General features: G+C 45.5%; 28 protein-coding genes and 1 tRNA gene. 10 read left to right on the top strand and 19 right to left on the bottom strand.

Translation table 11 applies throughout. The annotated features are described in order from the left end of the window. Positions 1-10: 10 nt before the first annotated feature. Positions 11-673, bottom strand: a complete 663-nt coding sequence (gene minC / locus R8O70_RS18665) for a septum site-determining protein MinC (RefSeq protein ID WP_005382304.1) — start codon at positions 671-673, stop codon at positions 11-13. Between the two features lie 197 nt (positions 674-870). Between minC and R8O70_RS18660 the strand changes: the two genes are divergently transcribed. The 4 genes from R8O70_RS18660 to R8O70_RS18645 all read left to right on the top strand — a co-directional run bounded on the left by R8O70_RS18660 (position 871) and on the right by R8O70_RS18645 (position 4,662). After that, positions 871-1,152, top strand: coding sequence for a YcgL domain-containing protein (locus tag R8O70_RS18660; protein WP_005382303.1), 282 nt, complete (start codon positions 871-873; stop codon positions 1,150-1,152). A 48-nt stretch (positions 1,153-1,200) separates the two neighbouring features. Beyond that, complete coding sequence (locus R8O70_RS18655) at positions 1,201-2,172, top strand: lytic transglycosylase domain-containing protein (protein WP_005388330.1); 972 nt, start codon at positions 1,201-1,203, stop codon at positions 2,170-2,172. An 88-nt stretch (positions 2,173-2,260) separates the two neighbouring features. After that, complete coding sequence (locus tag R8O70_RS18650; protein ID WP_005382299.1) at positions 2,261-3,205, top strand: LysR family transcriptional regulator; 945 nt, start codon at positions 2,261-2,263, stop codon at positions 3,203-3,205. A 257-nt stretch (positions 3,206-3,462) separates the two neighbouring features. Then, the gene (locus tag R8O70_RS18645; protein WP_005382298.1) at positions 3,463-4,662 is read left to right on the top strand and encodes a NupC/NupG family nucleoside CNT transporter; all 1,200 of its coding nucleotides are present in this window, start codon (positions 3,463-3,465) and stop codon (positions 4,660-4,662) included. A 68-nt stretch (positions 4,663-4,730) separates the two neighbouring features. On the opposite strand, the gene folD is transcribed toward R8O70_RS18645, so the two are convergent. After that, complete coding sequence (gene folD, locus R8O70_RS18640; protein WP_005382297.1) at positions 4,731-5,591, bottom strand: bifunctional methylenetetrahydrofolate dehydrogenase/methenyltetrahydrofolate cyclohydrolase FolD; 861 nt, start codon at positions 5,589-5,591, stop codon at positions 4,731-4,733. 203 nt (positions 5,592-5,794) lie between these two features. On the opposite strand from folD, the gene R8O70_RS18635 reads away from it, so the two are divergent. Continuing rightward, positions 5,795-5,871 (top strand) — tRNA-Arg (locus R8O70_RS18635). A gap of 185 nt (positions 5,872-6,056) precedes the next feature. On the opposite strand, the gene R8O70_RS18630 is transcribed toward R8O70_RS18635, so the two are convergent. From R8O70_RS18630 to R8O70_RS18550, 17 genes are read right to left on the bottom strand one after another with little or no spacing between them, the layout of a single operon-like run. Beyond that, positions 6,057-7,280, bottom strand: coding sequence for a beta-ketoacyl-ACP synthase (locus R8O70_RS18630; RefSeq protein ID WP_053350451.1), 1,224 nt, complete (start codon positions 7,278-7,280; stop codon positions 6,057-6,059). After that, positions 7,277-8,002, bottom strand: a complete 726-nt coding sequence (fabG, locus tag R8O70_RS18625) for a 3-oxoacyl-ACP reductase FabG (protein ID WP_258623735.1) — start codon at positions 8,000-8,002, stop codon at positions 7,277-7,279. Before fabG ends, R8O70_RS18630 begins: the two co-directional genes overlap by 4 nt. Beyond that, positions 7,999-8,463 carry a hotdog family protein gene (locus R8O70_RS18620; protein ID WP_015296415.1) on the bottom strand — a complete coding sequence of 155 codons (465 nt, stop codon included), beginning with the start codon at positions 8,461-8,463 and terminating at the stop codon, positions 7,999-8,001. Before R8O70_RS18620 ends, fabG begins: the two co-directional genes overlap by 4 nt. Continuing rightward, the gene (locus tag R8O70_RS18615) at positions 8,456-9,643 is read right to left on the bottom strand and encodes a beta-ketoacyl-[acyl-carrier-protein] synthase family protein (protein ID WP_258623734.1); all 1,188 of its coding nucleotides are present in this window, start codon (positions 9,641-9,643) and stop codon (positions 8,456-8,458) included. The genes R8O70_RS18620 and R8O70_RS18615 overlap by 8 nt, the downstream gene beginning before the upstream one ends. A 20-nt stretch (positions 9,644-9,663) precedes the next feature. Then, a complete protein-coding gene (locus R8O70_RS18610) occupies positions 9,664-10,275 on the bottom strand; it encodes a DUF3261 domain-containing protein (RefSeq protein WP_054575211.1) in 612 nt (203 codons plus the stop codon). After that, complete coding sequence (locus R8O70_RS18605; RefSeq protein ID WP_258623732.1) at positions 10,272-12,614, bottom strand: MMPL family transporter; 2,343 nt, start codon at positions 12,612-12,614, stop codon at positions 10,272-10,274. Before R8O70_RS18605 ends, R8O70_RS18610 begins: the two co-directional genes overlap by 4 nt. Further along, entirely contained in the window at positions 12,586-13,206 is a 621-nt protein-coding gene (locus tag R8O70_RS18600; RefSeq protein WP_258623801.1) for a LolA family protein, read from the bottom strand. Before R8O70_RS18600 ends, R8O70_RS18605 begins: the two co-directional genes overlap by 29 nt. Beyond that, on the bottom strand, positions 13,206-13,652 hold the full coding sequence (locus R8O70_RS18595) for an acyl-CoA thioesterase (RefSeq protein ID WP_213912198.1): 447 nt from the start codon (positions 13,650-13,652) through the stop codon (positions 13,206-13,208). Before R8O70_RS18595 ends, R8O70_RS18600 begins: the two co-directional genes overlap by 1 nt. Beyond that, the gene (locus R8O70_RS18590) at positions 13,652-15,205 is read right to left on the bottom strand and encodes an HAL/PAL/TAL family ammonia-lyase (RefSeq protein ID WP_258623731.1); all 1,554 of its coding nucleotides are present in this window, start codon (positions 15,203-15,205) and stop codon (positions 13,652-13,654) included. Before R8O70_RS18590 ends, R8O70_RS18595 begins: the two co-directional genes overlap by 1 nt. Further along, complete coding sequence (locus tag R8O70_RS18585) at positions 15,189-16,895, bottom strand: glycosyltransferase family 2 protein (protein ID WP_258623729.1); 1,707 nt, start codon at positions 16,893-16,895, stop codon at positions 15,189-15,191. Before R8O70_RS18585 ends, R8O70_RS18590 begins: the two co-directional genes overlap by 17 nt. Then, positions 16,888-17,256, bottom strand: a complete 369-nt coding sequence (locus R8O70_RS18580) for a 3-hydroxyacyl-ACP dehydratase (RefSeq protein WP_085569952.1) — start codon at positions 17,254-17,256, stop codon at positions 16,888-16,890. The genes R8O70_RS18585 and R8O70_RS18580 overlap by 8 nt, the downstream gene beginning before the upstream one ends. 10 nt (positions 17,257-17,266) lie before the next feature. Beyond that, on the bottom strand, positions 17,267-18,667 hold the full coding sequence (locus R8O70_RS18575) for an AMP-binding protein (protein WP_318184297.1): 1,401 nt from the start codon (positions 18,665-18,667) through the stop codon (positions 17,267-17,269). 4 nt (positions 18,668-18,671) lie between these two features. Beyond that, a complete protein-coding gene (locus tag R8O70_RS18570) occupies positions 18,672-19,232 on the bottom strand; it encodes a hypothetical protein (protein WP_258623727.1) in 561 nt (186 codons plus the stop codon). Further along, entirely contained in the window at positions 19,232-19,489 is a 258-nt protein-coding gene (locus R8O70_RS18565; RefSeq protein WP_258623725.1) for an acyl carrier protein, read from the bottom strand. The genes R8O70_RS18570 and R8O70_RS18565 overlap by 1 nt, the downstream gene beginning before the upstream one ends. 15 nt (positions 19,490-19,504) lie before the next feature. After that, positions 19,505-19,765 (bottom strand): phosphopantetheine-binding protein, encoded by a 261-nt coding sequence (locus R8O70_RS18560; RefSeq protein ID WP_005382278.1) that lies wholly within the window; start codon positions 19,763-19,765, stop codon positions 19,505-19,507. A 13-nt stretch (positions 19,766-19,778) separates the two neighbouring features. Beyond that, positions 19,779-20,546 carry a lysophospholipid acyltransferase family protein gene (locus R8O70_RS18555; protein WP_005388305.1) on the bottom strand — a complete coding sequence of 256 codons (768 nt, stop codon included), beginning with the start codon at positions 20,544-20,546 and terminating at the stop codon, positions 19,779-19,781. Next, a complete protein-coding gene (locus R8O70_RS18550; protein WP_053303275.1) occupies positions 20,543-21,271 on the bottom strand; it encodes a beta-ketoacyl synthase chain length factor in 729 nt (242 codons plus the stop codon). The genes R8O70_RS18555 and R8O70_RS18550 overlap by 4 nt, the downstream gene beginning before the upstream one ends. 76 nt (positions 21,272-21,347) lie before the next feature. Here R8O70_RS18550 and R8O70_RS18545 point away from each other — a divergent pair, with 76 nt between their 5' ends. From R8O70_RS18545 to R8O70_RS18525, 5 genes are all read left to right on the top strand, one after another. Beyond that, on the top strand, positions 21,348-21,746 hold the full coding sequence (locus tag R8O70_RS18545; RefSeq protein WP_005382272.1) for a hypothetical protein: 399 nt from the start codon (positions 21,348-21,350) through the stop codon (positions 21,744-21,746). A 27-nt stretch (positions 21,747-21,773) separates the two neighbouring features. Next, positions 21,774-22,841 carry a class I SAM-dependent methyltransferase gene (locus R8O70_RS18540; RefSeq protein WP_005388297.1) on the top strand — a complete coding sequence of 356 codons (1,068 nt, stop codon included), beginning with the start codon at positions 21,774-21,776 and terminating at the stop codon, positions 22,839-22,841. 7 nt (positions 22,842-22,848) lie between these two features. Further along, entirely contained in the window at positions 22,849-24,093 is a 1,245-nt protein-coding gene (locus R8O70_RS18535) for an NAD(P)/FAD-dependent oxidoreductase (RefSeq protein WP_065274276.1), read from the top strand. Positions 24,094-24,303: 210 nt separating this feature from the next. Beyond that, on the top strand, positions 24,304-25,044 hold the full coding sequence (locus R8O70_RS18530) for a transglycosylase SLT domain-containing protein (RefSeq protein ID WP_080960101.1): 741 nt from the start codon (positions 24,304-24,306) through the stop codon (positions 25,042-25,044). Positions 25,045-25,143: 99 nt separating this feature from the next. Next, the gene (locus R8O70_RS18525) at positions 25,144-26,352 is read left to right on the top strand and encodes a DEAD/DEAH box helicase (RefSeq protein WP_005382264.1); all 1,209 of its coding nucleotides are present in this window, start codon (positions 25,144-25,146) and stop codon (positions 26,350-26,352) included. The last annotated feature ends 181 nt before the right edge of the window (positions 26,353-26,533 follow it).

Below are 26,533 nucleotides of genomic sequence, written 5' to 3'. Positions count from 1 at the left end.
CCTTTTTAGATTAAATCGCGAGAACTTCTAAATGTAATGATTCATCGGCTTTACTGATCATTACTTTCTTTTGCCAGTACTCGCTTTCAATTTGATCGCTTAACCAGTAGTCACCCGCAATGGATACCAGTTCTGCTTGTAAATCGTGGCAAATAATACGCGCTTCCTGCTGACCACTTGCTCCTGCAATCGCACGACCTCGAAGTGTGCCATGGATATGAATAGAGCCGTCAGCAATGACTTCAGCACCTGCACTTACGTGCGCTAGCACCACCAAATCACCATCTTTTGCGTAGATCTGTTGTCCTGAGCGGACAGGCGTACGAACTACTTTCGTTGGTGCCATTTTTGCAGGTGCTTGGCTTGGTGATTTGCTCGCCGACATAATGGCGAAGCCAGCTTCGGAAGCAAGGTTTTGTACACGCTTGTCTTTACAGCCCGTTACACCGACCGGAATAAAACCAGCATCTGAGATGCCTTGTTTAAGCTTAGGGAAATCAATGTCGCCTTGTACTTTTGCTATATTGATTACCAAAGGCGCGGATGCAAAAAAAGAAGGTGCTTGAGAAACTTTTTCTTGCAAAAATTCGACAGTCTTTGCGATCTCATTGTCAGAAAGGTGTAAAACTGACAATGTAAAACTGCTACCTTTAAGGTCTGGTGAATGGGTCATCGTGGACTTCTTGCCTTTATTGAAAGAGCGTTGCCTTAAACTAGGTATGTCATGTTATATTTCATCCTTTGACGCAGCAAGTTCTCTCGTGGGCAAATAGGTGAATTAATCTCAAATTTGCTATTAAGTTTGCGAGAATTTGACGTTTTCAACCTAATCCGCACTCAACGCGGCTAAATCAGCATAAAAGGCGTGTCATGCTTTGTTCTATTTATAAAAGCTCGAAAAAAGAAGGTACTTATCTCTATATTCCGAAAAAGGATGATTTTTCACAGGTTCCTGACACCTTAATGCAGATGTTCGGTAAGCCTATCGCTGTCATGACGATTAAACTTGATGGCCGTAAATTGGCACAAGTTGATATCGAAAAAGTGAAGGCTTCATTACAAAATGATGGCTTCTTTCTTCAGGTTCCACCGCCGCCGGAGAACCTATTAGAAAAGTACAAAGAACAAAAAGCCCAGCAGAAAGGCGAATAACGTCATCGTTTTTCATCTGGGATTTCTGCCTTGCTCAAGGAGGGCAATATGAAAAAGATACTGGCTACCATGCTTAGCGTTGGTATGTGTACCTCGGCTTTTGCAAGTAGCGAGGGTTTTGATGAATACTTGAATAAGCTGCGTGCTGAAGCTCGTGATAAAGGTATCTCAGAGCAGGTCATTAGTGCTGCTTTTGCTAATGTTGAGTACAAGCCCCGAGCAGTAAAAGCGGACCGAAACCAACCAGAAAAGAAACTGACATTGGATGAGTACATTCCTCGCGCGGTGCCTGAATGGAAGGTGAAGCAAGCCAGACAACTCTACAAAGAGCATTACACCGAGCTAAAGCGTATAGGCGATGAGTACGGTGTCCACCCGCGCTTTATTGTGGCACTTTGGGGAGTTGAAAGTAACTTTGGTAAGTTTACCGGCAACTTTAAAGTGATTGATGCACTATCCACAATGGCATTTGAAGGCCGTCGTGAAGAGTTTTTCCGTAAAGAGACTATGTCGGCACTTCAGATCCTCGATCAAGGCCATATTGAGCTAGAGAACTTTAAAGGCTCATGGGCTGGTGCGATGGGTCAATGCCAGTTTATGCCAAGCTCTTTCCTTCGTTTTGCTGCTGACGGCAACGGTGATGGTAAAAAAGACATATGGCAATCTGAAGCGGACGTGTTTGCATCAACCGCTAACTATTTGAGCAAGTCTGGTTGGGATGATAAATATACTTGGGGTCGCCAAGTTAAGGTTCCTAAAAATATTGATCGCAGCCTAGAAGGGCGCACGGCTGAAAAAGGCAAATACCTTCAAGAGTGGAGCCAATTAGGTATCACAAAATATGACGGTAGCCCGTTGCCAAAACTGGATGAAGACATCAAAGCATGGTTGATCATGCCGGACGACGAGAATGGTCGTACGTATCTGGTTTACAATAACTACAACGTATTGATGAAGTGGAACCGCTCTTACTACTTCGCACTTGCTGTGAGTCACTTGGCTGACCGCATTAAATACTGATCTGCCATCAAACAATTCGGCATTCAGTCTTCAATACAAGGGCTCTTCGGAGCCCTTTGTTTTTTCTATAACCAAATCGAGGTAAAGCGTGTTATCTGAACGTGCCGCACAAATGGTGATTTTCTCCGCTCTTCTTAAACACAAAAGCTTCACAGCTGCTGCAAAGAGCTTAGGCGTGTCGGTGTCTCATGTGAGTAAACAGTTGAGTCAGTTAGAAGCGTCTCTTGGTATCAAGCTTGTTCAACGTACTACGCGAAGCTTTACGCCGACTGAGGCAGGGAAAACCTTTTTTCATCACTGTGAGCAAGTGGTACAAGCGGTGAGCAGCGCCACATTAGAGATGGAAACCCAGCGGGATGAAGTAGCAGGTTTGGTACGTCTTGGGTTGTCGCAATCATTTGGTACCTTACACATTATTCCAGCGATTCAAGAGTTACGCGAACTGTATCCTCAACTTCAAGTGGAAGTACATCTGTTTGACTATAAGGTCGATATGTTAGCCGAAGGGCTCGATTTATGGGTAACCAACAACGAGCATTTGCCTGAAGGTTACATTGCGCAGCGTTTGACGGATTGCCAGTTTGTTGTTGCGGCATCGCCAGATTACTTATTGAAACATGACACGCCAGCAGAACCGGATGACCTATCTGCTCACAACTGCCTCATATACAGAAGCTGGGAGCGTGACTATACGGGGTGGGCGTTTACCAAAGATCAGCAAGAATTGAACGTAAAAGTCTCGGGTAACTATTCAGTGGATCTGGCAGAAGCCGTTCGGGATGCGGCTATTGCAGGTTGGGGTATTGCCTACCTTGCCACTTACTTGCTGGGGGATGAGTTTAGAACGGGTAAGTTAATACAGCTGTTACCTGACTGGAAAGCCAGCCAGTCGATGCCGTTTTATGCGGTATACCCAAGCCGCCAGCATATGCCAAAAAAAATATCCGCAGTGATTAACTTTATCAAACAGAAGATCGGCAACCCTTGTCATTGGGACCAACGTTTGGCGCCTTACATCTCTATTCCTAAATAACAGGATCAATGACGTTGTAGAACGACACATAAGGTGATTCACTTCACAAAAATTTTTCCTGAACCAGAAACATATTTTCCATATGGAAATAATTAAAATAAGCAAACGTTTATCTTCAATAAATTCAATTGGTTATTTTGTTGGTCAGTTATTGGTCGCTTAAACTTTTCACACTGTTAACATCCTCAACTTGCAGCATTTTGAGTCCGCTATACAATCCGGTGCCTTCCATATCCCCCTTCTGTCGGATTCATTTTATGAACTCAATTATTGGTATCGTAGCCATACTATTCCTAGCATGGCTACTTTCTACAAATAGAAAAAATATAAAGCTGAGAACGGTGTCGTTTGCGTTTGCTTTGCAGGTACTGTTTGCGTTGTTGGTTTTATATGTACCAGCAGGAAGAGATGCGCTGAATTCAGTGAGCAGTGTTGTGTCGAATTTGATCAACTATGGTCAAGAGGGCATTGCGTTTTTATTCGGTAATTTGGCGACAGGGGGCTTCACCTTTGCGATCAATGTTCTGGGTATCATCGTTTTCTTCTCCTCTCTTATCTCAGGTCTTTATCACATTGGTGTGATGCCAAAAATCATTAACTTTATCGGTGGTGGTATTCAAAAGCTGCTGGGTATCGGTCGTGCTGAGTCTTTGTCTGCTACGGCGAATATCTTTGTTGGTACCATTGAAGCACCATTAATGGTAAAGCCTTACCTAAAACACATGACTGACTCGCAGTTCTTTGCAGTTATGACAGGTGGTTTAGCGTCAGTTGCTGGCGGAACGTTGGTTGGTTACGCATCACTGGGTGTCGACCTCAACTATCTTATTGCTGCTGCATTTATGTCGGCACCTGCCGGCTTGTTGATGGCAAAAATTTTAATGCCAGAAGATACGGATAAAGCAGCAGATATCGACATTAGCCAAGTTGAAATTCCACGTGCAACCAACGTAGTAGAAGCATTAGCCGATGGTGCCATGGCGGGTGTACGCATTGCTGTATCGGTCGGTGGTACGTTACTGGCGTTTATTAGTGTCATTGCAATGCTAAACGGCATGTTAGGCTGGATAGGTGATCTGATTGGGACACCATTAAGTTTTGAGCTCATCCTAGGTTTTGTGTTTGCGCCAGTCGCTTGGTTGTTGGGTATACCATGGCAAGAAGCAACCACAGCAGGCTCGCTGATTGGTAACAAGATTGTGGTGAATGAGTTCGTCGCTTTCATCCAGCTTGCAGAAGTGAAGTCTCAACTTAGTGAACACTCACAAGCAATCGTGACGTTTGCTTTGTGTGGCTTTGCAAATATCTCAAGCATGGCGATGCTGATTGGTGGGTTGGGCTCTTTGGTACCAGAAAAGCGTGCATTTGTTTCTAAGCATGGTTTCCGTGCGATTATCGCTGGTGTCATGGCGAACTTAATGAGCGCTTCGATTGCGGGCGTGATTTTAAGTCTGTAATTGAAATAGATATCAACAATTAGCAAAAAGGCTCCTTGCGGAGCCTTTTTCGTATCTGAAGTTTTACGTTATTTGTCTGTGTGGAACTGTTCGCAAGCGAGCATCGTGTTCTCAATTAAACTTGCGACGGTCATTGGGCCAACGCCACCAGGAACAGGAGTAATAAAGCTCGCGCTTTCACGTGCTTTGTCGTATTCCACGTCGCCAACTAGTTTGCCTGAGTCAAGACGGTTAATACCGACATCGACCACCACTGCGCCTTTTTTAATCCACTCACCAGGGATGAAGTTAGGCTTACCAACCGCAACCACGACAACGTCAGCTTGACGCACATGACTCTCTAGGTCTTTGGTAAAACGGTGACATGTTGTTGTTGTGCAGCCCGCAAGCAGCAGCTCAAGTGTCATTGGACGACCAACAATGTTTGATGCGCCAACCACAACCGCATGTTTACCACGTAGCTCAATGTTGTAACGGTCGAGTAGGGTAATGATGCCCTTTGGCGTGCAAGAGCGAAGCTTTGGAATACGCTGCGCAAGACGACCAACGTTGTAAGGGTGGAAGCCATCCACGTCCTTCTCTGGGTGAATGCGCTCTAAAACATGTGTTGTGTCTATGCCCGCAGGAAGGGGTAATTGCACTAAAATGCCGTCAATTTCATCATCGTTGTTTAATTCATCAATCAGCGCTAGTAACTCTTCTTCTGAGCTAGACGCAGGAAGGTCAAAAGACTTAGAAACAAACCCAACTTCTTCACATGCGCGGCGTTTGCTACCGACATAAACCTGAGAAGCAGGATCTTCACCAACTAGAACCACTGCTAAACCAGGAGCACGTAGCCCAGCTTCAACACGTGCTTTAACACGTGCAGCCACTTCGGATCGAACAGTTTGGGAAATGAGAGTTCCGTCTATATTTTGAGCAGTCATGACTTTCCTTATAAATTAAGAAGGCAGATTATCTGCGGCGCATTGTCGCAGAATTTCTTATTAACATCCATACGCAAACGTTTGCTTTGTGGTGTTTTTGAACATTAAGCGTTTTAATGGACTTTTTTTAGGCATTCAGATCAGAATGTTATGAAAACCCGTTGATTTACCCGTTTGAACTCGTATAATCCTGTCCCTGTAGCGCGCCCTTAGCTCAGCTGGATAGAGCACGTCCCTTCTAAGGATGTGGTCATTGGTTCGAATCCAATAGGGCGTGCCATTTATTCAAAAGCCTCGATAACTCTTTGAGTTGTCGGGGCTTTGTCGTTTTTAGGTTTTTGGCTGTAATTGCCACTCTATCTACAACTTTTGAATGGCATTCTAGCCATTGCAATTTCTAGCAATCTGGATAGCCACCAACAAAAAAGCGCTGGTTAACCAGCGCTTTTGCATTTACTAAGTGCATTACATCTTTTTAAAGATGATGGAGGTGTTGATGCCGCCAAAGGCGAAGTTGTTACTCATCAAATATTTCACGTCCAGCTCTCGGCCTTGTCCGGCGATGTAGTCTAAATCACCACATTGCTCGTCGAGGTTTTTTAGGTTGAGCGTTGGGTTGAACCAGCCTGTGTGCATCATTTCTAAACCTAGCCACGCTTCAATTGCGCCACACGCGCCGAGTGTGTGGCCAAAGTAGCTCTTGAGTGAACTGATTGGCACTTTGCCCAGAGCATTCGCTGTTGCGTTGCTTTCCGCAATATCGCCGCGGTCGGTGGCAGTGCCGTGAGCAGATACATAGTCGATCTTCTCAGCAGGAATGCCCGCGTTTTGCAAAGCCATTTCCATACAGATTTGCATGGTTTCCATCTGTGGTTGAGTGACGTGTGCGGCATCACAGTTGCTGGCAAAACCGATGATTTCTGCATAGATTTTCGCGCCACGAGCGACGGCGTGTTCGTACTCTTCCAGAACTAGCGTTCCCGCACCTTCACCAATCACCAAACCATCGCGATCGGAGTCATAAGGTCTTGGTGTGCTTTTCGGGTCTTCATTCTTCAGACTGGTGGCAAAAAGGGTATCGAAGACAGCGGATTCCGTTGGGCACAATTCTTCAGCGCCACCAGCAACCATGACCGTTTGGTAGCCGTGCTTGATCGCTTCGTAGGCGTAGCCGATTGCTTGGCTGCCAGAGGTACATGCACTGCTGGTTGGGATCACTCGGCCTTTCAAACCGAAAAATAGACCAACGTTCACTGCCGTGGTATGCGGCATCATTTGCACGTAAGTCGTTGCGGTGATCGCTTTAGTGGTTTTCTCATTCAGCATGACACCAAATGCGCCGATTGCGTCAGTACTGCCTGTTGATGAGCCGTATGCGATACCCGTTTGACCATTGGTGAGTACGTTGTTACCAATCAAACCTGCTTGGCTTAGTGCGTTTTCTGTTGCGACGGTCGCCAATTTGGAAACACGCCCCATGCCGCGTACTTGCTTGCGCTTGTAGTGCTTTGGCAGTTCAAAATCTAAAATTGGTGCCGCGAGCTTGGTGTTCAAACCATCATACTGTTCGTAAGAAGGCATGTATTGCGTCGCGTTCTGGCAGTCACGCAGTTTTGGTTCGACAGATTGCCAATCGTTACCAAACGCAGTCACGCCTGACATTCCGGTTACAACAACTCGACGGCTCATACTAGGCCTCCGTTTACCGAAATGACTTGGCGAGTTACATAGCCTGCGATGTCAGACATAAGGTAACTGACTAAACCAGCAACTTCTTCTGGCTCTCCCATGCGGCGCAAAGGAATTTGCGGCATCGCATGTTCTTTCACGTGTTCGTCTACCATGCCTGTGTCGATAAGCCCTGGAGCAACGCAGTTGACGGTGATTTTGCGTTTTGCCAGTTCAAGCGCGAGTGATTTTGTTGCACCAATTACGCCCGCTTTTGCTGCGCTGTAGTTGGTTTGACCACGGTTACCCATCAGGCCAGATACTGATGCAAGGGTAACAATTCGACCACCTTTACGCTTTTGCACTATTGGCATAACACAAGGGTGAAGAACGTTGTAGAAGCTATCTAGGTTGGTATGAATCACGCCATCCCATTCTTCTTCGGTCATCGCAGGGAAAGCGGTATCTTTTGTGATGCCAGCGTTGTTCACGACGCCATAGTAAGCGCCGTGTTCGGCGATATCGGCTTCTAGTTTCTCTCGGCAATCTGCGCGGTCACTGATGTCGAATTGGATAAGACGACCGTTACCCCCATGCTGTTCGATGGTGTCTAGGGTATCTTGCGCGCCTTGTTGATCGCCCATGTAATGGACAATGATTTGGAAACCATCTTTGGCTAATTGAACGGCAATGGCTTTACCGATGCCTTTGCTGGCACCTGTAACGAGGACTTGTCGGGTCATTGTTGACTCCTGATTTTCATTTCTTGTAATTTTTCTTCTGATGGAACGTAAACGTTCAATTGGCAAGTCGCTACAACAGTTCCTTGTAGCTCAATACGGGCAGAAAATACCGCCATACCGTTATCTTCCATGACTTTTTCGGCATACACATCGAGCATTTGTCCGCGAGAAAACGCATCGCATTCAGACGTGTATCGACGGCTACCAAGCAAAAAGCCAATTGGTGGCGCTTGTTCTTTCATTAATGCGTGGTAACCAGACCACGCCGCGACCGATTGCGCCATAAACTCAATGCCAACGTAAGCTGGCACGGTGTGTGATGCCGAGTCGAAGAACGGGTTGTGTTCTGCGATATCAACCTGGCAGTGAATCGTATCTTGTTGAACATCTATAGCACGATCAACCAAAATCATTGGTTTGTCGTGTGGCAAAAGTTGTTCGATGGGAGGAAGTTTAGTCATGAGCGTAACCAAAAATAAGACTAATATTGTTGCCACCAAAAGCAAAAGAGTTACTGAGAATCGCTTTGTTGCCAAGTTTGGTTGGCGTCTCAACTAACGATATATGGATATCGTCTGCTTTGGTTTCGCAGTGTTGCATTGGCAAGTCAAGGTTGTACTTGAGAATATGCCAAGCGATAGCCGCTTCCGTTGCACTTGCTGCGCCTAATGTGTGTCCGGTAAGTGGCTTTGTAGAGCTCACAGGGACGGAGTCACCAAAGCAGCGGTGAATGGCTTTGCTTTCCATCGCATCGTTTAACGGCGTTGCTGTGCCATGCGCGTTGATGTAACCAATGTCTTGTGCTGTTAGTCCTGCATTGGCCAACGCTTTCTTCATCGCTTCTTCTGCGCCTAACCCTTCTGGATGTGGTGCGGAAATGTGGTGCGCATCTGAGCTATCGCCAGCTCCGAGAAGAGCAACGGGCGCGGGTGTTTTGCTTAGCAACATTAATGCTGCGGCTTCGCCGATATTGATGCCGTTACGATGTTGGTCAAACGGTTTACAAAGAGTATCGGATAGGGCTTCTAAACCGTTAAAGCCGTTTAGTGTGAGGCGACAAATGGTATCCACGCCACCCACAATGACGGCATCAACAATGCCCGAGCGAATCAGGCGTTGCGCGGTTAAAAAGACACGACCACTAGAAGAACAGGCGGTTGAAACTGAGTAATGTGGGCCGCTCAAATCAAAGTAGGCGGCAATAAAATCGCTGCAGTTGCCAAGCTCTTGTTTGGTGTAATGGTAATCGGCAGGAAACTCGCCGTTTGCCAGCTTATCTCCAAACGCGATTTCGCCATCTGAAATGCCAGATGTGCTGGTGCCGATCACGACTGCGATACGGTCACGACCATATTTAGCAATGGCGTCACGCACGTCGCCTTCGATTTGCTGCAAAGCCGAAAGTGCGAGGCGGTTGTTTCTCGTATCAAACTGGCTGAGTACGGGTGGTAATTGCGGTAACGCCTGTGCGATTCGACCGATTACTGTTTGGCGGCCTGAATTTAAAATATCTTGGTCAACCACCATGTTGGATGGCTTCGCTCCCGATAAACACTGGTGGATGAGCGCATCATCTTGTCCCATGGCAGAGTGAAAGCCACAGGACTGAATATACAAAGGTTGAGAAGAGCGAATAGGCATATTGTTATTCTAAATTGTTCTTAATTAATCTGATGTTGCAGTGTTTGAATAGAAATTGAAAACTGATGTTTGAGGTGATGAAAATCAATCTTACCCTCTAACTTGTTAGAAGAGCTGTATTGAATCTCAATGATCTTTTCACCGTCGCTATCAAAGATGGCGCGAGAATTATTTTTATCAATAATTCGCCACCTTACCTCATTTAACGATCCTTCCCAAGCGGAACTCGGCCAGAGCGTGATCATCAGGTTAAATAATACCTGTTCTGGCTGCGGTAGCGAACCTTGTAAACCATTGAGCACTTCGGTTTGAATTTGTTCTCCATCGTAAGACAGTGAGAGTACTCTTGTCCCCCAGGATGAGAAGCCTGCCAGCACCACTTCGTTGTTGGTCACTTGCAGTTGTACCGGAAGTTGCTCAGATGTGGTTTTACCATCTATTGCCCAAGAAGCCGTAATTAACTGACTGGCAGACAACTGATAGCCCAAGCTTGCGGGAGTGGGCAAGCTAACTTGGGTGTGCTCGGCAATGTCGACCTGAGGCGTCGATTGGTGAGGGACCAAGCTGCATGCACTTAAAAACAGGCTCAGTGCGAATAACGTCGCGCAGCGAAAGGCGTGATTGAAAATCATGACGTCGTTTCCTCTGTTTTAATTGCAATCGGAGAGAGCAGCCAAGCGACAAAAATACCACTTAACACCGTAATGCCAAAACTGTGAATCGCGTGAGTTTGGCTGAGTGACAGCAATCCAAATGACAACACAGTGGTCATTGCCGAAAGGGTGATCGCCAATAGTGTGCTCACACTGCGGGCTTTCTCGGCAAAGAACAGAGTGTAATCGATCCCTATACCAAGAATGAGCACCAAGCCAAGCAAGTTGAACAGGTTTAATGTTGTTCCCATCGCGACAGCAGTTGCCAGACCGCAGGCGCAAGCAATCAATGATGGCAGTAAAACTCGGCAACTGTGTTGCAGACCGTACCGCTTGATTAATACCAGAAAGATCACAGCACTGGCGGCTGCCAATAGTTCCATGATTTTGATTCGGTATTCACCAAATAGGGCGGATATTTCCTCAGCTTTGTTTAGATAAACAACATCAGACTGCGATTTGGCAAATGCCTTAACAACGGCGGAGTCTTGCAATTGGTTTAACACCACTACCGTTGCAGATTTTCCTTTGATCTTACCCAAATGGAGAAAACGCACAGGCGCTGATACTGGGTTTTGCAAGTACTGATCAACCGTGACAGGGATAAAGTCGGCGTCCATTTTAGGCTTTTTACTTAAGCTCAGTCCGGAAGCTAGTGGGCTGGATTGTGTCGCGTAAAGATCGCGAATCAATTGATAGTCTTGTTGCTGACGCTCCACCGAGCTCAAGTAGCGGCTCAGACTTTGGTAGCTTTCGATGGTGCTGTCCGCTTTCCACGCTTCTAATGTTGGCGTCAAAGACTCCAGCTTTTTCATTAGGTTTTCGTCATCGTCGGCGGTAACGACCAACATTTGCTGCGAAGATTGCATGCCACTAAGCGTCGTAATCAAGGTTTCTTGCTGCTTGAGATCGTTCGGCATCGTTTGCAGTAGACGAATGTCGTCATCGTAGTTCAATTGCAGCAAGAAAAAGCCACTCGCAACCACACATAACATCGGCAATCCGACTTTAATTCGAGGTTGATTCCAAAGCGTTAACCATTTCGCCAACAGTGATTGTCCCGGTAATGTCGAAATGGATCGCGATGGGTTACGAGCCAGTATCGGATACCAAGCCACCACGGTGACGTAAGCGGCAATCAGACCAATGGATGAAAACAGAGCAAGCTGCTGCAAACCAGGAAACGGTGCCACTAACATGCCCAAATAGCCGATCAAGCTGGTGATTAAGCCAAGTGTGATAGCTATGAAAATATGCTTTAATCCTTGCTCGCTATCCCATTCATTTCCCGCCGCAAGACGTTCGGTTAGGTAGTGGAATGCGTAGTCGATAGACACGCCGATTAAACTTGCGCCAAACACTAAACTGAACAGATGGACTTTTCCAAAAATCCACGTTGTCACTGACAACGCAACGAGCAAACCAATGGTGATGGAAAGCAGTGCCAGAGACAGCGGCATCACACTCCGAAAGACCAGCAAGAACAATGCAATGATACCGAGTAGAGAGAATACACCGATGGTGCTGATCTCCGATTTTGCACTTTGCGTACCAAAGTCGGCGTAAAATAGAACGCCAGTATGTGCGACTTCAGCGCCATATTTCTGCGCGACGCTTTGTTCTAGCGCTTGAATATCAGGGACTGCAAGCTGCCCAGTTAGGCTATAAGGCGAGTCTTTTAGTTCGGCAGTAATAAGCAAGTATTGAGCATCGCCTTTTTCGACGGACAGATAGCCGTTATCCAATCGGAAAGAGGACGATTTCTGGGTAACTTGGCTTAAATAATCACGAAATAGCAAGAAAGGATCATTTTGTAACTCTTGCCCAGTCACTCCAGAAAACGGGTTGTACAGAGACTGAATCACATGCTGCACTTGCTGTTCTGGATTTTTGCTTAAACGCTCTCGTTGTTCAGGCGTCAGTAATTGGAAGCGGTGCTTAAAGTAGTAACTCGCCCAAGCTTGCTGCTCTTGAGGTGAGATTTTTCCCACCACATCGCGAAAATGATTACTTTGTCGTAACCCCTTATCAAATTCAGTGGCCGCTGCAAAAAGGGCATTTTTGTCCGGCGCTGTGATCACGAAAATGACTTTATCGCTCATACTTGCCGAGACCGACTCAAAGGCTTGCTCAGCCACTGGGTTTTGTTGGTTCTTCGGCAACAGTTTTAAAATGTTGGTCTCAATCGGAGATTCTGCACTCCAAACCCATTGTTTGAGTAGCAACGCGCCCGCCAAAACAACGAGATTGAGCCAAACCAGAGCAAAGGTATGAGTGCCAAGACTGAGTTTAGAAACGGAATTGAGCGTCTTCGGCATCCGTGAGTTCCTGAGGTAGAGAGGTCTGGTTTGTAAACGTGATTTCGGTCTTATCGCCGCGCAGCTCTTGCAGGGTTAGGCGATCAATATGCGTTTTACCGGAAAGGGTGATGGCTTTAAACACCGCATTTAATGGCGACTGTTTGGGCACTAAAGCGAGCTGCCACTGATTGTTCTCAACTGAAAAATCGAGTGTGAATTGTTCTTGCAGTGCAGAAGTATCCCCGTGGAACACGGATAAAAACACATGGCTAAAGTAGAACGCCATTGGGTTTTCTTCAGCAGAGATCGTTTTCGGATCTTGGTTGGCAAAAGTCTGACGAAGTTTGTTTTCCGTCAATACCAAATTGACTGCGAAAGGTTCTGTTTGTTGCCACAACAAGCCATGTGTTTTGCTCAGTGTGAACTGACCTTTAGAGGTTAGAGGTTGACTGAACATTTCCAGATGACGCTGCTGCGTAAAATCTCCGCGCACGATTTCATGCTGAGACAACTGCTGCTGAAGCGATGCCAAATCTGTTACGTTTGCTGTCGGTGTGGCCAGCGCTGGAACAGAAAATATCAACAAAAAAGAGAGTAACCACTTTTGCATTAGTCCAGACTCCCATGGTTGTGCCATTGCTCTACTTTATCTAAAAAGATTGCTGGAGAAACAAAGCACATCTCTTGCTTTTCAATGGATACGGCGACTTGCGTTGTATGCGCTTTGGACATACGTTGATTCGTTTCGGCATCGTAAATCACGTAATCCACACGTAAGCGGTTTTCCCACTCAGTGAGTTGCGCGGTAATGCGAATGGTGTGATTAAACGGAATCGCCTTCACGTATTTAACGCGCGTGTCGATGATCGGCCACATGTACCCAGAGTCTTGCATATCGCGATAGCTGTATTGGATCTTTTCCATCAGCACACGACGCGCTTCTTCAAAATATCGAAAGAAGTTGCCGTGATAAATCACGCCCATCGGGTCAGCATCTTGGAATGAGGTGACCATAGTCACCTCCGCTTCTAATGGGTAGAGAACTTGCTCTTGCATTATACCTCCGCGTAGAGTGGCCAATGACGTTGCTGAATGCGTTCAATGAAATGGCGCAAATCTTGTTCCAATGGGCGATCTTCAATCACAAATTCAAACTCGCTCAGTACTGCGTCACGAATTACTCGCAAACTCTGACTCATGTGGTGTTCGTCCAATTCGTTATGACGACGACGAATCTCAACCGCTTGAACGCTTGCTAGGAGTGAAGCCGCAGCAACTTGCTCTGTTAACTCAAGTACGCGTAGGCAATCACGAGCCGCGATGGTACCCATGCTCACTTTGTCTTGGTTGTGACATTCGGTTGAGCGAGAAAAAACGCTCGCTGGCATGGTGTTTTTCAACGCTTCTGCCGTCCAAGCTGAGATACCAATCTGAACCGCTTTAAAGCCGTGGTTGATCGGTTTACGCTCGCCTTCTGCACCAGTTAAGTTAAACGGCAGGCCGTTATTGAACTTGTAATCCATCAATTGCGCCATCTGACGATCCAGCAAATCAGCTAAGTTGGCAATGTTCACTTTCAACGTATCCATCGCCATTGCGATATGACCACCGTAGAAGTGACCGCCGTGCAGAACGCGCTCATTGTCGCCATCGATGATTGGATTGTCGTTGGCACTATTTAGTTCATTCTCCATCAACTGACGTAGCCAAGGCAGTGAGTCTTGCACCATGCCAATGACGTGTGGCGCACAACGCAGCGAGTAACGATCTTGCAGTCGGTCGCTATTGCGTGGCGGACGCTCAGCATTGAGATCATCACGCAGCCAAGCCGCAACTTGCTGTTGACCAGGATGAGGTTTTACCGCAAACAACGCTTCATCAAAGTGGAAGTCATTACCTTGCATACCCACAGAGACCATCGCGGTAATCTTGGTGCAAAGCTGCGCTAGGTATTCTGCACGTTTGTAGGCAAGACAGGCGAGGGCCGTCATCACGGATGTACCGTTCATTAACGCCAAACCTTCTTTTGGTTTTAGGCGAATTGGCTCAATGCCCAGCTCTGCAAACACTTCTTGTGTTGGTCGCACATCACCTTTGTAAAGCACTTCACGTTCGCCAATTAAGGTCGCCGCTAGGTAAGACAGAGGCGTTAAATCGCCACTTGCGCCCACCGAGCCCTCTTGTGGAATACGTGGCGCAATGTCGTGGTTGATAAGCGTAACGATTTGGTTCAACAGATCGTGAGACACGCCAGATACGCCTTGCGACAATGAACATAAACGTGTTGCCAGCACCGCACGAGCTTGCTCATGAGAAAGGATTTGACCTAAGCCACAACCATGGAAGCGTGTAAGGTGCAACGGAAGTTCATCCACAAGAGCGGGTGGAATCGCCACAGTACATGAATCGCCGTAACCCGTGGTCACGCCGTAAATAACGCCTTCTTCCTTCAGTAATCGTTCCAGAAACGCCACGCCACGATCAATTTTCGCGGTAAATTCTGGCGAGGTGTTCATGTGTGCCTTTGCACCTTGAGCAATGGCAACGACATCTTCGATGGTTAAAGATTGGGCACCAAAAGTGATGTTGTGATTATTGTTGTTTGTCATGTGGCTGATTACTTAAAGTCCAGAAGTTAAAAAAGTTGTACCACTGTAACGGCGCTTGCAGTGTGTGGTGTTCTAATCTTTGTGCGTACTGTTGAACAACGCGTTCTAGTGCCTTCTGACGCTCCTTGCGTGGTAGCGTGACTTGGTCACTAAAGTGTTCAAAGTACACATTAAAATGCGGAGTGTTCGCTTCATCGTCGCGTAGGCCGAAGAGTAAGTAAACCGGCGCTTTTAATACCGAGGCTAGCATGAATGGGCCTTGCGGGAATGGTGCAGGTTTACCAAGAAAATCTGCCCAAACGACACGATTTTCTTTGCTGGTGGAAGTGCGATCGCCAACGATCACCACCCATTCGCCTTGCTCGATTTTTTGTTGAAGCAGAATCGCGGTGTCTGGTCCCATTGAGCTGACTTGAATCAGATTCAGTTCCGAATTTGGGTTTACCGCCTTCATTACCGCATTAAATTGTTCAGCGTGTTGGGTAAATACCAAGGCATTGATTTTGACATGAGAGTGTCGACGACCAAGCGCACGGCAGAGTTCGATATTGCCAAGGTGCGAGCCTAAAATGAGCACGCCTTGTTTTTTCTGCGCCATCTCTTCGAAATGATGCTGGCCGTGAATGGTTAGGTTATCGACGTTAAAGTCACCTTGCCATGCTGCCAGTTTGTCGAGCATGGTTCGCCCAAAAGAAAGCAGATGATGATAGCTGTCCAACTGTTTTGGTAGTGCGATGCTCTGCTGCGTAGCGCAGTACTGCAAGTTTTGCAGGTAAATCTCAGACGCTTCACGGGCAGATTTACTCGTGAAGTGGTAGTAGCGCATGACTAATTTTAAAATCAGGTCAAACGCTTTTCTGCCGAACAAGCGGTAAACCGCGAGTAAGGTTTTGATGCCTAAAATCGTGCCTTGTTCTTTTCGTTTCGACCAGTGGGCATTGCTGTCATCTGTGTGACGGCGCTTTCTGGCGAGTAGCGAAGGAATGCGCGGCAACATGCCAAAAAATAGGCGAGTGTGCATCCAGCTTATCTTGACGTTATCCCACAATGCGTCGAAGTGGGAAATGCCACCTTCAGGGTAGATCACGCGCGTTGGAACAAAATCAATGTCGACGCCTTCCCAGTACATTCGCACCAGAATTTCGATATCAAAATCCATGCGTTTGCCGATGTTGTACTTGTTCAACACGGCGACCGTTTTCGCCACTGGGTAGGCGCGAAAACCGCACATGCTGTCTTTGATAGACAGTGACAAGGTTTCTATCCACACCCAAACGTGCGTAGCGTAGCGACCATACAAACGGGATTTAGGTACGCTCTCGTCGTATATCGGTTGGCCCGAAATCAGGTTATCTGGTTTTGTTTCGCTGGCGCTGAGCAATTTCGGCAATGCTTCTAGGTCGTGTTGACCGTCTGCGTCGATTTGAATGGTGTGCGTAAAACCAAGCTGGTGAGCTTGATGTAGGCCAGCCATCACCGCGCCACCTTTGCCTTGGTTTTCACTCAAACTAATCAGTTTTATCAGCCCTTGTTCACTCAAAGCAGAAAGCGCTTGTTTGGTGTCTTCATTGCTGCCGTCGTCCACGACCAGTACTGGCAAAGCGAAAGAGGATAACGACGCAACCACGTCTGCAATTGTGCTGCCGTGGTTGTAGCAAGGAATTAAAAAGCAGGGGCGATAATCACTCACGTGACTCACCCAGTTTCATTTTTCCTGACGAGTGAGTCACCAAGGTTTCACCGTTTGTCGATGTGTACTTAAAGGTCAATTTCTCGCGCTCATTGTCCCAAGAGAGTGAGAGGCAAACGTCGGCGTTTGGCAGAATCGGCTCTTGAAATTTGATGACTTCCATTCCTTTAAATACCTTGGGAGTATTCAAATGTTGAACGGCGTAGAACAGCGCCCAATCAATTTGAGTGACGCCGGGTAAAAGAGGGAAGTGATTGAAATGACCTTGGAAATCTAAGATGTCAGCATCCACTCGCAGCGACAGCTCCGCGGTATGGTCACTCACTTCAATATTCTGAATAGTTGGTTTTCTTTTATCCATGTTACTAGCTTTATTGGAATAGTTTTTCAATTTCAGCAACTTGGCGTTTGCCTTGGCTGTTCAATGGAATTTCGTCGACCACTCGGAATTTTCTCGGGATAGCGATCGGTTCTAGCCAATTGCGCAGTGCCTTGCGAAGCTCAAGCCAAAATTTGCCTTTACCAAGTTCATTAAGCACATCGCTGCCTTGATCGTTAAGTACGATGATCGAGACTAACGTGAGGCGACCAGATTCTTCCATTGGGATCACCACGCTTTCTTGAACCCACGGCAGTTGCTCTAAACGTTTTTCCACTTCGACAAGGGAAATACGCTTTTCTTCGACTTTGACGATTCGGTCAGTGCGTCCACGCAATTCAAAAGAAATACTATCATGGAAATAGCATTCATCCGCAGTTTGGTACCAAGTGTTTTCATCAATGTGTGGCGAGCGGAGCTTTAAACAATTTTCATGGTTAAGCTCGGCTTCAATACCAGGGAATAACGTCCAGGGAGTACTGGCTTCGTGCTGCTGACGGTAAGCGATGCCGCCGGTTTCTGTGCTGCCAAAAACCTCAATAGGAAGTGACCCAAACAACAACTGGCTGTGCTGCGCGGCTTGGTTTGGCAAGGGACCACCAGAAGAAAATACGCACCGAATCGCAACCGGATTGTGCTCTTCACTGAGTCGTTTTAGTAACGCAGGGCTGCTTACTAGCGTGGTGTCAGCATCAGCGTGATGGACAATTTGCTCTGGGAACTCAAGGTTGTGTGCTGAAAATGGACGTGCGGAGCACAAAGGCCACAATACGCGGAACAGCAAGCCGTAAATGTGTTGATGAGAAACGGTGCTTTCAACGCGTGTGCTGGCAACCGTGTCGCCCCATAGGTTATCTAGAATAGCAACTTCGATATCGAGCTGTTTCAGCGTTTTTGCAATGGCTTTTGGTGTGCCGCTTGAACCCGAAGTAAATAGCGTTACTGGTATTTCTGCCAGGTTTAATTCACGCCAAAAATAAGGTTGTTTGGCCTCTTGCTCGTTAATCACGGTGGTTTCTAGCAATGATTGAGCTTCGATCAAAAGCGAGCTCACCAGTTCTGGAACCGAGACATCGGCATCATGCAGCAACAAATCGTAGTGCTCACTGAGCTCTTTGAGTGCTTCTGGTTGGTAATTACCAGGTAATACAATGGATTTTCCTGCATAACAACAAGCAAAAAAGCCAACGGCAAACAGGTAGCTGTTGCCAAAACACAACGCAATGTTTTGCGTTGGTTGGGTTTCTAACTGCTGAGCAAGTGTTGCGACGTGCTGCTGGAAATCACCCCACGTGATAACCGTGTCGCGATCGTAAGAGACTGGGGATTGCTCAGACCTCTCTGCGATGAACAAGGTCGCTAGGGAGGTAAAGCTCGAATACGTTGTATTCATACGATTAGTGTTCCTTTCGAACAAATTGACGCACGATCCATTCTCCAGCGAACAAGCCACCAGCAAGTAAGTAGCTGATGAGGCCGTTATAAAGCGTCCATATTTTTACTGGTAGGAAACAGGTATAGAGTGCAACGGCAGCGTTGAGCGTAAAAAAGGCGCACCAAACCACCGTCACTTTGCGAGTGTAAGCCACACCACTAGCCGGAAGGTTGGGTTCTTGCAAGCGAGCAAGCCTCTCTATGACCGATTGCGGCTGTTTTAAGCTCAGTCCAAATACACACAGCATACATACGTTGACAACAACAGGGTAAAACTGAAGCCACCCATGTTGTTTAAACACCATGCCAAGCGTAATTAGGACAATGCCAACAGCGCCCGTAACGAGCGCCAAGAACTTAAACTCTTTTAGTGGGGTCTTATTTGCGACGAAAACACGCAAAAGTAACGCAGCAATTAACAAGCCCCCAACTAAGTTCAAGCCAAATTTATCTATACCGAAATAGACGGCGAAGGGGTAGGCAAACAGTACAATTGCAGACAGACCAGTCAGCAATTGGCGCATTAACTTTCCTTCAATAACTCAGTGACAGCGTTAACCACATCGTCAACGGTTCTTACTTCACTAAACTCTGCTGGCTTGATTTTTTTGCCAGTGACATTCTGTAGGTGTACGACCAAATCAACGGCGTCAATGCTATCAAGATCGAGATCTTGGTATAAGTGCGCATCTGATTGAATTTCGGCTGCGTCAATTTCGAACAGCTCAACAAGCGCATCTTTAACTTGTTCAAATACTTGATCTTTATTTACATCAGTCATGAATATACCTACAACTTATTCATTAGTTTGAGAAGAAACGTATTTCGCTAGATTTGCTACAGACGCAAAGTGTTCGCGCGTATTTGAGTCGTCGGCATCAATAACGATGTTGTATTGTTTTTTTATTGCGAGTCCAAGCTCAAGCGCGTCGATAGAATCTAAGCCAAGTCCATCACCAAAAAGTGGTGCATCCGTTTCGATATCATCTACGGTTAAATCTTCAAGGTTTAAAGCATCAATAATAAGTTGCTTAATGTCGTTGTGTAACTGTTCCACTGGGACCTGCTTATTAATAAAAGTTTTCTGGAAAAATGTTTTCAGCTAGGTGCTGTTGTAAGCGTCGCGCCGCTATTGTCGGCGACGTAGTTTGCTTTATAAAGGGGGTAATCTCAACTTTATCCTTAACTTCAACCCTGAAAAAGGGCTTTGTTGCCGGAACTTGATACCATTTTTTCTCTTTTGTGAGGAAACTTGGCGTTACCGTAATATGGACAACTCTTAAATCTCGTTCTGTTCTTACCGCAATTTGTGCTGCACCGCGTTGTAATTTCGGCTCTACACCTGGTGTTGTTCTTGTTCCTTCAGGAAATATAAGCAACACGTTGCCTTTGTTAAATCGTTCATCACAAAGTGCTAATAAATCATCCGGTGCTTCATTGGGAATATATCCGGCTGCTTTTACGATGTGCTTCATAAAAGGATTCGACCATATTGCCGATTTTACTAAACAGTCGCAGCGATTTAATTGTGAAGCAATGAGAACGTAATCGATTAAACTAGGGTGGTTGGCAACAATTAAACAATTACGATCTTGTTGAAGAATATCGGCACCAATAATTTGATAATCGATTGCGCCACTCAACTTCATCAATTTACAAAATGTGTTGAATGAATATCGAATCGCACCTTGAACTTTATATTCGCGTTCCGTTTGGTCTGAAACAAAAATACGAATGGTCGGAATAACAATGAAGCTCAGTACTAAACCACCTAACCCAAATACTGAAAAACAAAAGCCTGTTGCTAGCACACGCCAATACTGATTTAAGCGAGTCATTTTTTGTGCCATTCCCAAGCTTGTTGCGGAGCGAAAATAGTCCACTGGCTTTTATCTAACAAGTATTGTTGCAAAAATACTAAACCTTGAGGAAGAGGATGACCGGAACGTTCTGCGTTTATGGAGCTTTGTATCGCGAAATTGTCTCCATGAGAAAGTATTAAGCCAAGTCCAAATCCTTGGTATTGTTGGTTTTCATATTCTAAATAAGAGTCAGGCATAGGCTCATCAAAATCAACAAGCAGTACTTTTTTGTCAGGATTGTCGGACAAAAACAGCCATGCTTCTAATATTGCGCTTTGGAATGTGTTTTCTGCCGCAGCGATAGAAGTTAGGGGGATGGGTTGTTTAGTTGCGATAGTGGCAAGCCCTGCGGCGGTATTGTGCACCGATTGAGAAAAAGCCATCGGAGACGCCTCTTCTCCATTAATTATATCTTCAACTAGTGCGACGCTGCGATGCAGTTCACCATGACGGCTTGAAAATACAAGGTAATCAACTTGATGTTGATTAAGCATTTCGATTGCAGTTTGTACCGCCAGTTTACTGAGTGGGCTCATTCTTCTGCGCATCATCGCAGGAATATTTGCAACATTGATTTTGCCATCTTCTGGCCATTTTATCTCTGTTGCCCATTGTTTCCATTCATTGGATTCGGATAAACCGAATGAATTCGCTGTCCACGCATCAATATTGAACGAAATGTTGATCTTCGAGTTTGGCATATTGGGTTAAATTGTTTATTTTACAGCTCGATACAAATTGGGGTTGACCCAAATTCACAATAAAAAGGAAATTATCATGTCGCGTTTTAAGCTGTATGTCTCGTTATTATTAACTTTGCTTCTTGTTGGTTGTGGACGAGTACAACCTGTAATGAATGTGGAGGATACTCCAGTTGCTTATGATCTTCAAAATAAACAAGTAAAAATGGCCATAGTGCAATCAGCAACTAACCGAGGTTGGACGATCGAAGAAGTAAGCCCTGGTGTTCTTATTGCAAAAATCCACGTTCGTAAACACTCTGCAGAAGTAAAAATCCCATACAATAATAAATATTACTCAATTATTTATCTCAACTCAGTAAATCTCAAAGCAAGTGATGGCAAAATCCACCGCAATTACAATCGTTGGGTAAACAACTTGAATGTTGATATTCAGCGAGCTATTGCATTGTTGGGTAATCAATCTCAACAATAAAACTATTAATTGCAGTTAGGTTTTTCCGTGTTAAATCAAAATAATGACCCTTTTAATGCTTTTGAAGCGAAGACAGAAGCTCAGAAGTTATCTTTTGCACCAATCGTGTTCCAGACCGCCAAAACGCTTCGAGATTTAGGTATTTTAGCCGCTTTAGACAGCGCTGGCGCTCAAGGCATGAGTGCCACAGATATTGCCGAGAAAACGGGAGTATCAGAATATGGTGTTAAAGTACTGTTGGATATGGCGATTAGTGCGCATATTGTTTTATGGGAACGACCTAACTATTCGCTTGCAAACCTTGGTTTTTACCTTCTTCATGATGGTATGACGAATGCAAACATGGATTTTACGGCAGATGTTTGTTACGCCGCGATGATGCATTTGACGGAAGCAATTCAAGAAGGTAAACCGTCAGGTTTGAAAGAGTTGGGCAATTGGGAGACCATTTATCAAGGTCTATCGACGTTACCAGAACAAGCCAAACAGAGCTGGTTTAAGTTCGATCATTTCTATTCGGATCGCTCGTTCCCACTTCTGCTTAAAGAAGTATTTGCAAGCAAGCCAAAGCATCTTGTGGATATTGGCGGAAATACGGGAAAATGGGCGATTCAGTGTTGTAAACATGACCCTGACGTTCAAGTGACGATTGTTGATTTACCACAGCAATTAGAAGTAGCGATGAAGAATGTTTCAGAAAACCAGTTCGTCGAGCGTGTACGTCCATACCCTGCAAACATGCTGGACAAAGCACAAACATTGCCTGGACACGCTGACGTATGGTGGATGAGCCAGTTCTTGGATTGCTTTTCCCCAATTGAGATCCTCAATATCCTTAAAAAAGTTAAAGCCCAGTTAACGAAGGGAGATACTATTTACGTATTGGAGCTGTTTTGGGATGCTCAAAAATACGCGGGAGCTTCCTATAGCCTTAATGCCACTTCTCTTTATTTTACCTGTTTAGCTAACGGTAATAGTCGCTTTTATCGCAGTGATGATTTCTTAGAAATTGTCGAAGCGGCAGGTTTATCTGTCGTTGAAAGAACCGACAATATTGGCCTTGGTCATACCTTATTAAAACTACAAGCAAACTAAATTCAGAATGAAAACAGAGCTCAAGCAAGTTGTTGTCGTAGGAGCGGGGCCATCAGGTTCAACCGTTTCTGCGTTATTAAAATCGCGTGGCATAGATGTTGTTGTCTTAGAAAAAGCGACTTTTCCACGCTTTTCCATAGGAGAAAGCCTGCTCCCTGCATGTATGGAAGTTGTTGAACAAGCAGGAATGACCAATGCAGTAAAGCAGTTTGGCTTCCAGTATAAAGATGGTGCTGCATTTCGTCGTAATGGCGTATACACCCAGTTCGACTTTACAAACAAATACACGCCAGGACCGGGCACGACGTTTCAGGTTCAACGTGCCAACTTTGATAAAGTATTGGCAGATAGCGCTGAAGATCAAGGCGTAGAGATTCGCTATCAGCATGAGCTGCTCAACCTAGTGTTTGAAGGGAAAAAGTCTCGATTAGAAGTGCTCGACTCAAATAAGAAGGCTTATCAAATCGAAGCAGATTTTGTGTTGGATGCAAGTGGCTTTGGGCGTGTTTTGCCACGCTTGTTGGAGCTAGAAGAACCTTCTTGTCTTCCGCCTAGAAAAGCGATCTTTACCCATATCGAAGATCATATCTCTCCCCAAGAGCCGGAATACGATCGCAACAAAATTTTAATTTCAGTTCATCCTGAAAATCACGACGTATGGTACTGGCTAATCCCATTCTCTAATGGTACTTGTTCGTTTGGTGTGGTGGGTGAGCCAGAATTTTTCGAACAATACCCAGAAGATAAGATTGCAGCGTTGCAGCAGTTAGCCAATGAAGAGCCGGGTTTGGCTTCTTTGTTGCGAAATGCGAATTACCCGAATCCAGCAGGCGAGTTGGGTGGCTATTCTGCTAACGTCAAACGTTTAGCGACAGAGCACTACGCGTTGCTTGGTAATGCAGGTGAGTTTCTTGATCCTGTATTTTCATCGGGTGTCACTATCGCCATGAAATCGGCAGAGTTTGCAGCGGACTGCGTGGTTCGTCAGCTGAATGGTGAAAAGGTTGATTGGCAAGAAGAGTACTCGCAACGCTTAATGGTGGGAGTGAACACATTCCGCACTTATGTGGAAGGCTGGTACAACGGCACGTTGCAAGATGTGATTTTCTATCAAAACCCGAACCCACGTATTAAACAGATGATTAGTGCGATTTTGGCTGGATATGCTTGGGATACGAATAATCCTTACGTAAAACAAAGTGAGCAGCGTTTGTCGACGCTTGCAGAACTGGTTCGGGAAGCTGAACTGTAAAAAATTACATTCGCTTATCCGAGAATCAGTAAACCTAGGTCTTACCAAAAAATTGGTAAGACCTTTTTAATGCCTCTTTACTTTTACTTCTAGCGTGTTGGAGACACATTGACCACTTACATCGGTGTGTATCGAATTTGAGAATTTTTATGGTGACATTGATCACATCTAGAATTCCTGTTGCTGATATTTATATTAAATTTGTAGGAAATGGATTACATTCTGGGAGTGTTCCCTACATCTGGCTTCGTTGTGAAAACGGTTTATAAGCAACTGTATAAGTTAGTAAAGTTCCAAAAACTACACCAAAAAAAAGACAAGTTTCTTACCAAATCAATTCGCTTGGTGAGTTCGAGCCATCGACTACGCCAAACGCTTCCTCTACTTTCTAAAATTGTCGAAGAACATGACGCATCAACGGTCTCTTCGATTGCAGATCCCGAGAACGCGGTAGCGTGGGGAGGTAAAGTTTCTCCAGAGTTCAAATCTAAAGTCATCCGTATTAGTAAAGAGCTAAAGATCAATCCTAATCATCTTATGGCGTGCATGGCATTTGAAACTGCTGAAACTTTCAGTCCAAGCATCAAAAATGGTTCCGGAAGCGGGGCTACAGGGTTAATTCAATTTATGCCCTCTACCGCAGAGTCATTAGGAGTGAACACAAAGACTCTTGCGAGAATGAGCGCGCTTGAACAACTTGACTATGTGAAAGCGTACTATTGGCCCTATCGAAATAAAATTAATAGCTTAGAAGATGCTTACATGGCCATTCTCTACCCTGCTGCGATTGGTAAACCGCCGTCTTTCGTTTTGTTCAGACAAGGCTCAATTGCCTATCGACAGAATGCAGGTATCGACCGCCACAAAACGGGGAAAATCACACTTAATGATGTTTCCTACAAAGTGAGGAAAAAATTAGAAAAAGGTTTGCAGCCCAATTTCATGGGCTAAGATTGTGTCATGTTCCTAGTTTTTCGCGCATGAATCCTTCTGTTACTTCACGGGGATTCTGATACACTACGCGCCCATTTCCTCTGTTGAGACCTTTCTATGCCATTTTCTAAGCTTGGTTTAAGCGCATCGATTGCTGATGCAGTAAAAGCGCTAGGTTATGAAAAACCCACTTCTATCCAACAAAAAGCCATTCCAATCGTATTGCGTGGCCGCAATTTAATTGCAGCAGCGCAAACGGGCACAGGTAAAACGGCCAGTTTTGTTCTGCCAATCTTAGAAAAGCTTAGTCGAGGCGAAACGCAACGTAAAAAACGCGCTCGTGCGATAATCCTAACGCCAACACGCGAACTTGCGCTTCAGGTTCATCAAAGTATTGAAGCTTATGGTAAAAACTTACCATTACGCTCAATGGCGATGTTTGGTGGTGTGGATTATGCACCACAAAAACAAGCCTTGATCGAGGGTGTCGATATTGTGGTAAGCACGCCTGGGCGTTTGATTGATCTGTACGGTCAACGCGCGATTCACTTTGATGAAGTGGAAATGCTAGTGCTTGATGAAGCCGACAAAATGTTGGATATGGGATTCATCGATGCGATCGACAAAATCGTCGACTGTATGCCAGAACATGTGCAAAGTTTGCTGTTCTCAGCGACGTTATCTAACCCTGTTCGTGACTTGGCGAAAAATGCGATTATTGATCCTGAAGAGATCACGATTGCAAAGCACAGTGCCTCAAAATCAAATATTAAACAGTGGATCACGACCGTCGATAAAGACATGAAGTCGTCGCTGTTAAGTCACTTGCTTAAAGAAAATGACTGGTCGCAAGTACTGGTATTTATTGAAACTAAACACGGCGCAGCCAAACTGGTAAGCCAACTTGAGAAACGTGGCATTGTGGCAGAAGCATTCCACAGTGGCCGTAATCAGCGTGTTCGCCAGGAATTAATAGAAAAGTTTAAAGCGGGTGAAATCCAGTACTTAGTCGCAACCGGCGTTGCTGCGCGCGGTATTGATATTGATAATCTGCCAGTTGTCATCAACTACGATTTACCTTACCCAGCGGATGAGTATGTACATCGTATTGGTCGTACAGGTCGTGCTGGCGCGAAAGGTGAGGCGATATCACTGGTTTCAAAAGACGACTTTAAGAACCTCTGCATGATTGAAAGTCGTTTAGGGCACTTGCTAGAGCGAGTGGAAATTGAAGGTTTTGCGCCAAGAAAGCCAGTACCAATTTCAATTTTAAATTACGTGCCTAAGAATAAACGTAAACCGCACGATAAGCGCGAATCAAAATAGCCAGTTTATCCCATGATCTAAAAGCCGCATTCTTGCGGCTTTTTGCGTTTTAAGGCATCCAATTATGTAGCCATCGCGACGGTTTCTATTCGGTAATGAGGAAAAAAGTTAATCAGTGTCATACGCTTAACACGTAAAGTGAATCAAGGTGCGTTAAGCTTTTGTCAATTATCTGTCCGCA

This window comes from Vibrio sp. 779(2023) (assembly GCF_033344285.1).
GTDB lineage: Bacteria > Pseudomonadota > Gammaproteobacteria > Enterobacterales > Vibrionaceae > Vibrio > Vibrio alginolyticus.
The sequence above is the reverse complement of the archived record's forward strand: the minus strand, read 5'-3'. Positions and strand labels throughout refer to the sequence as shown.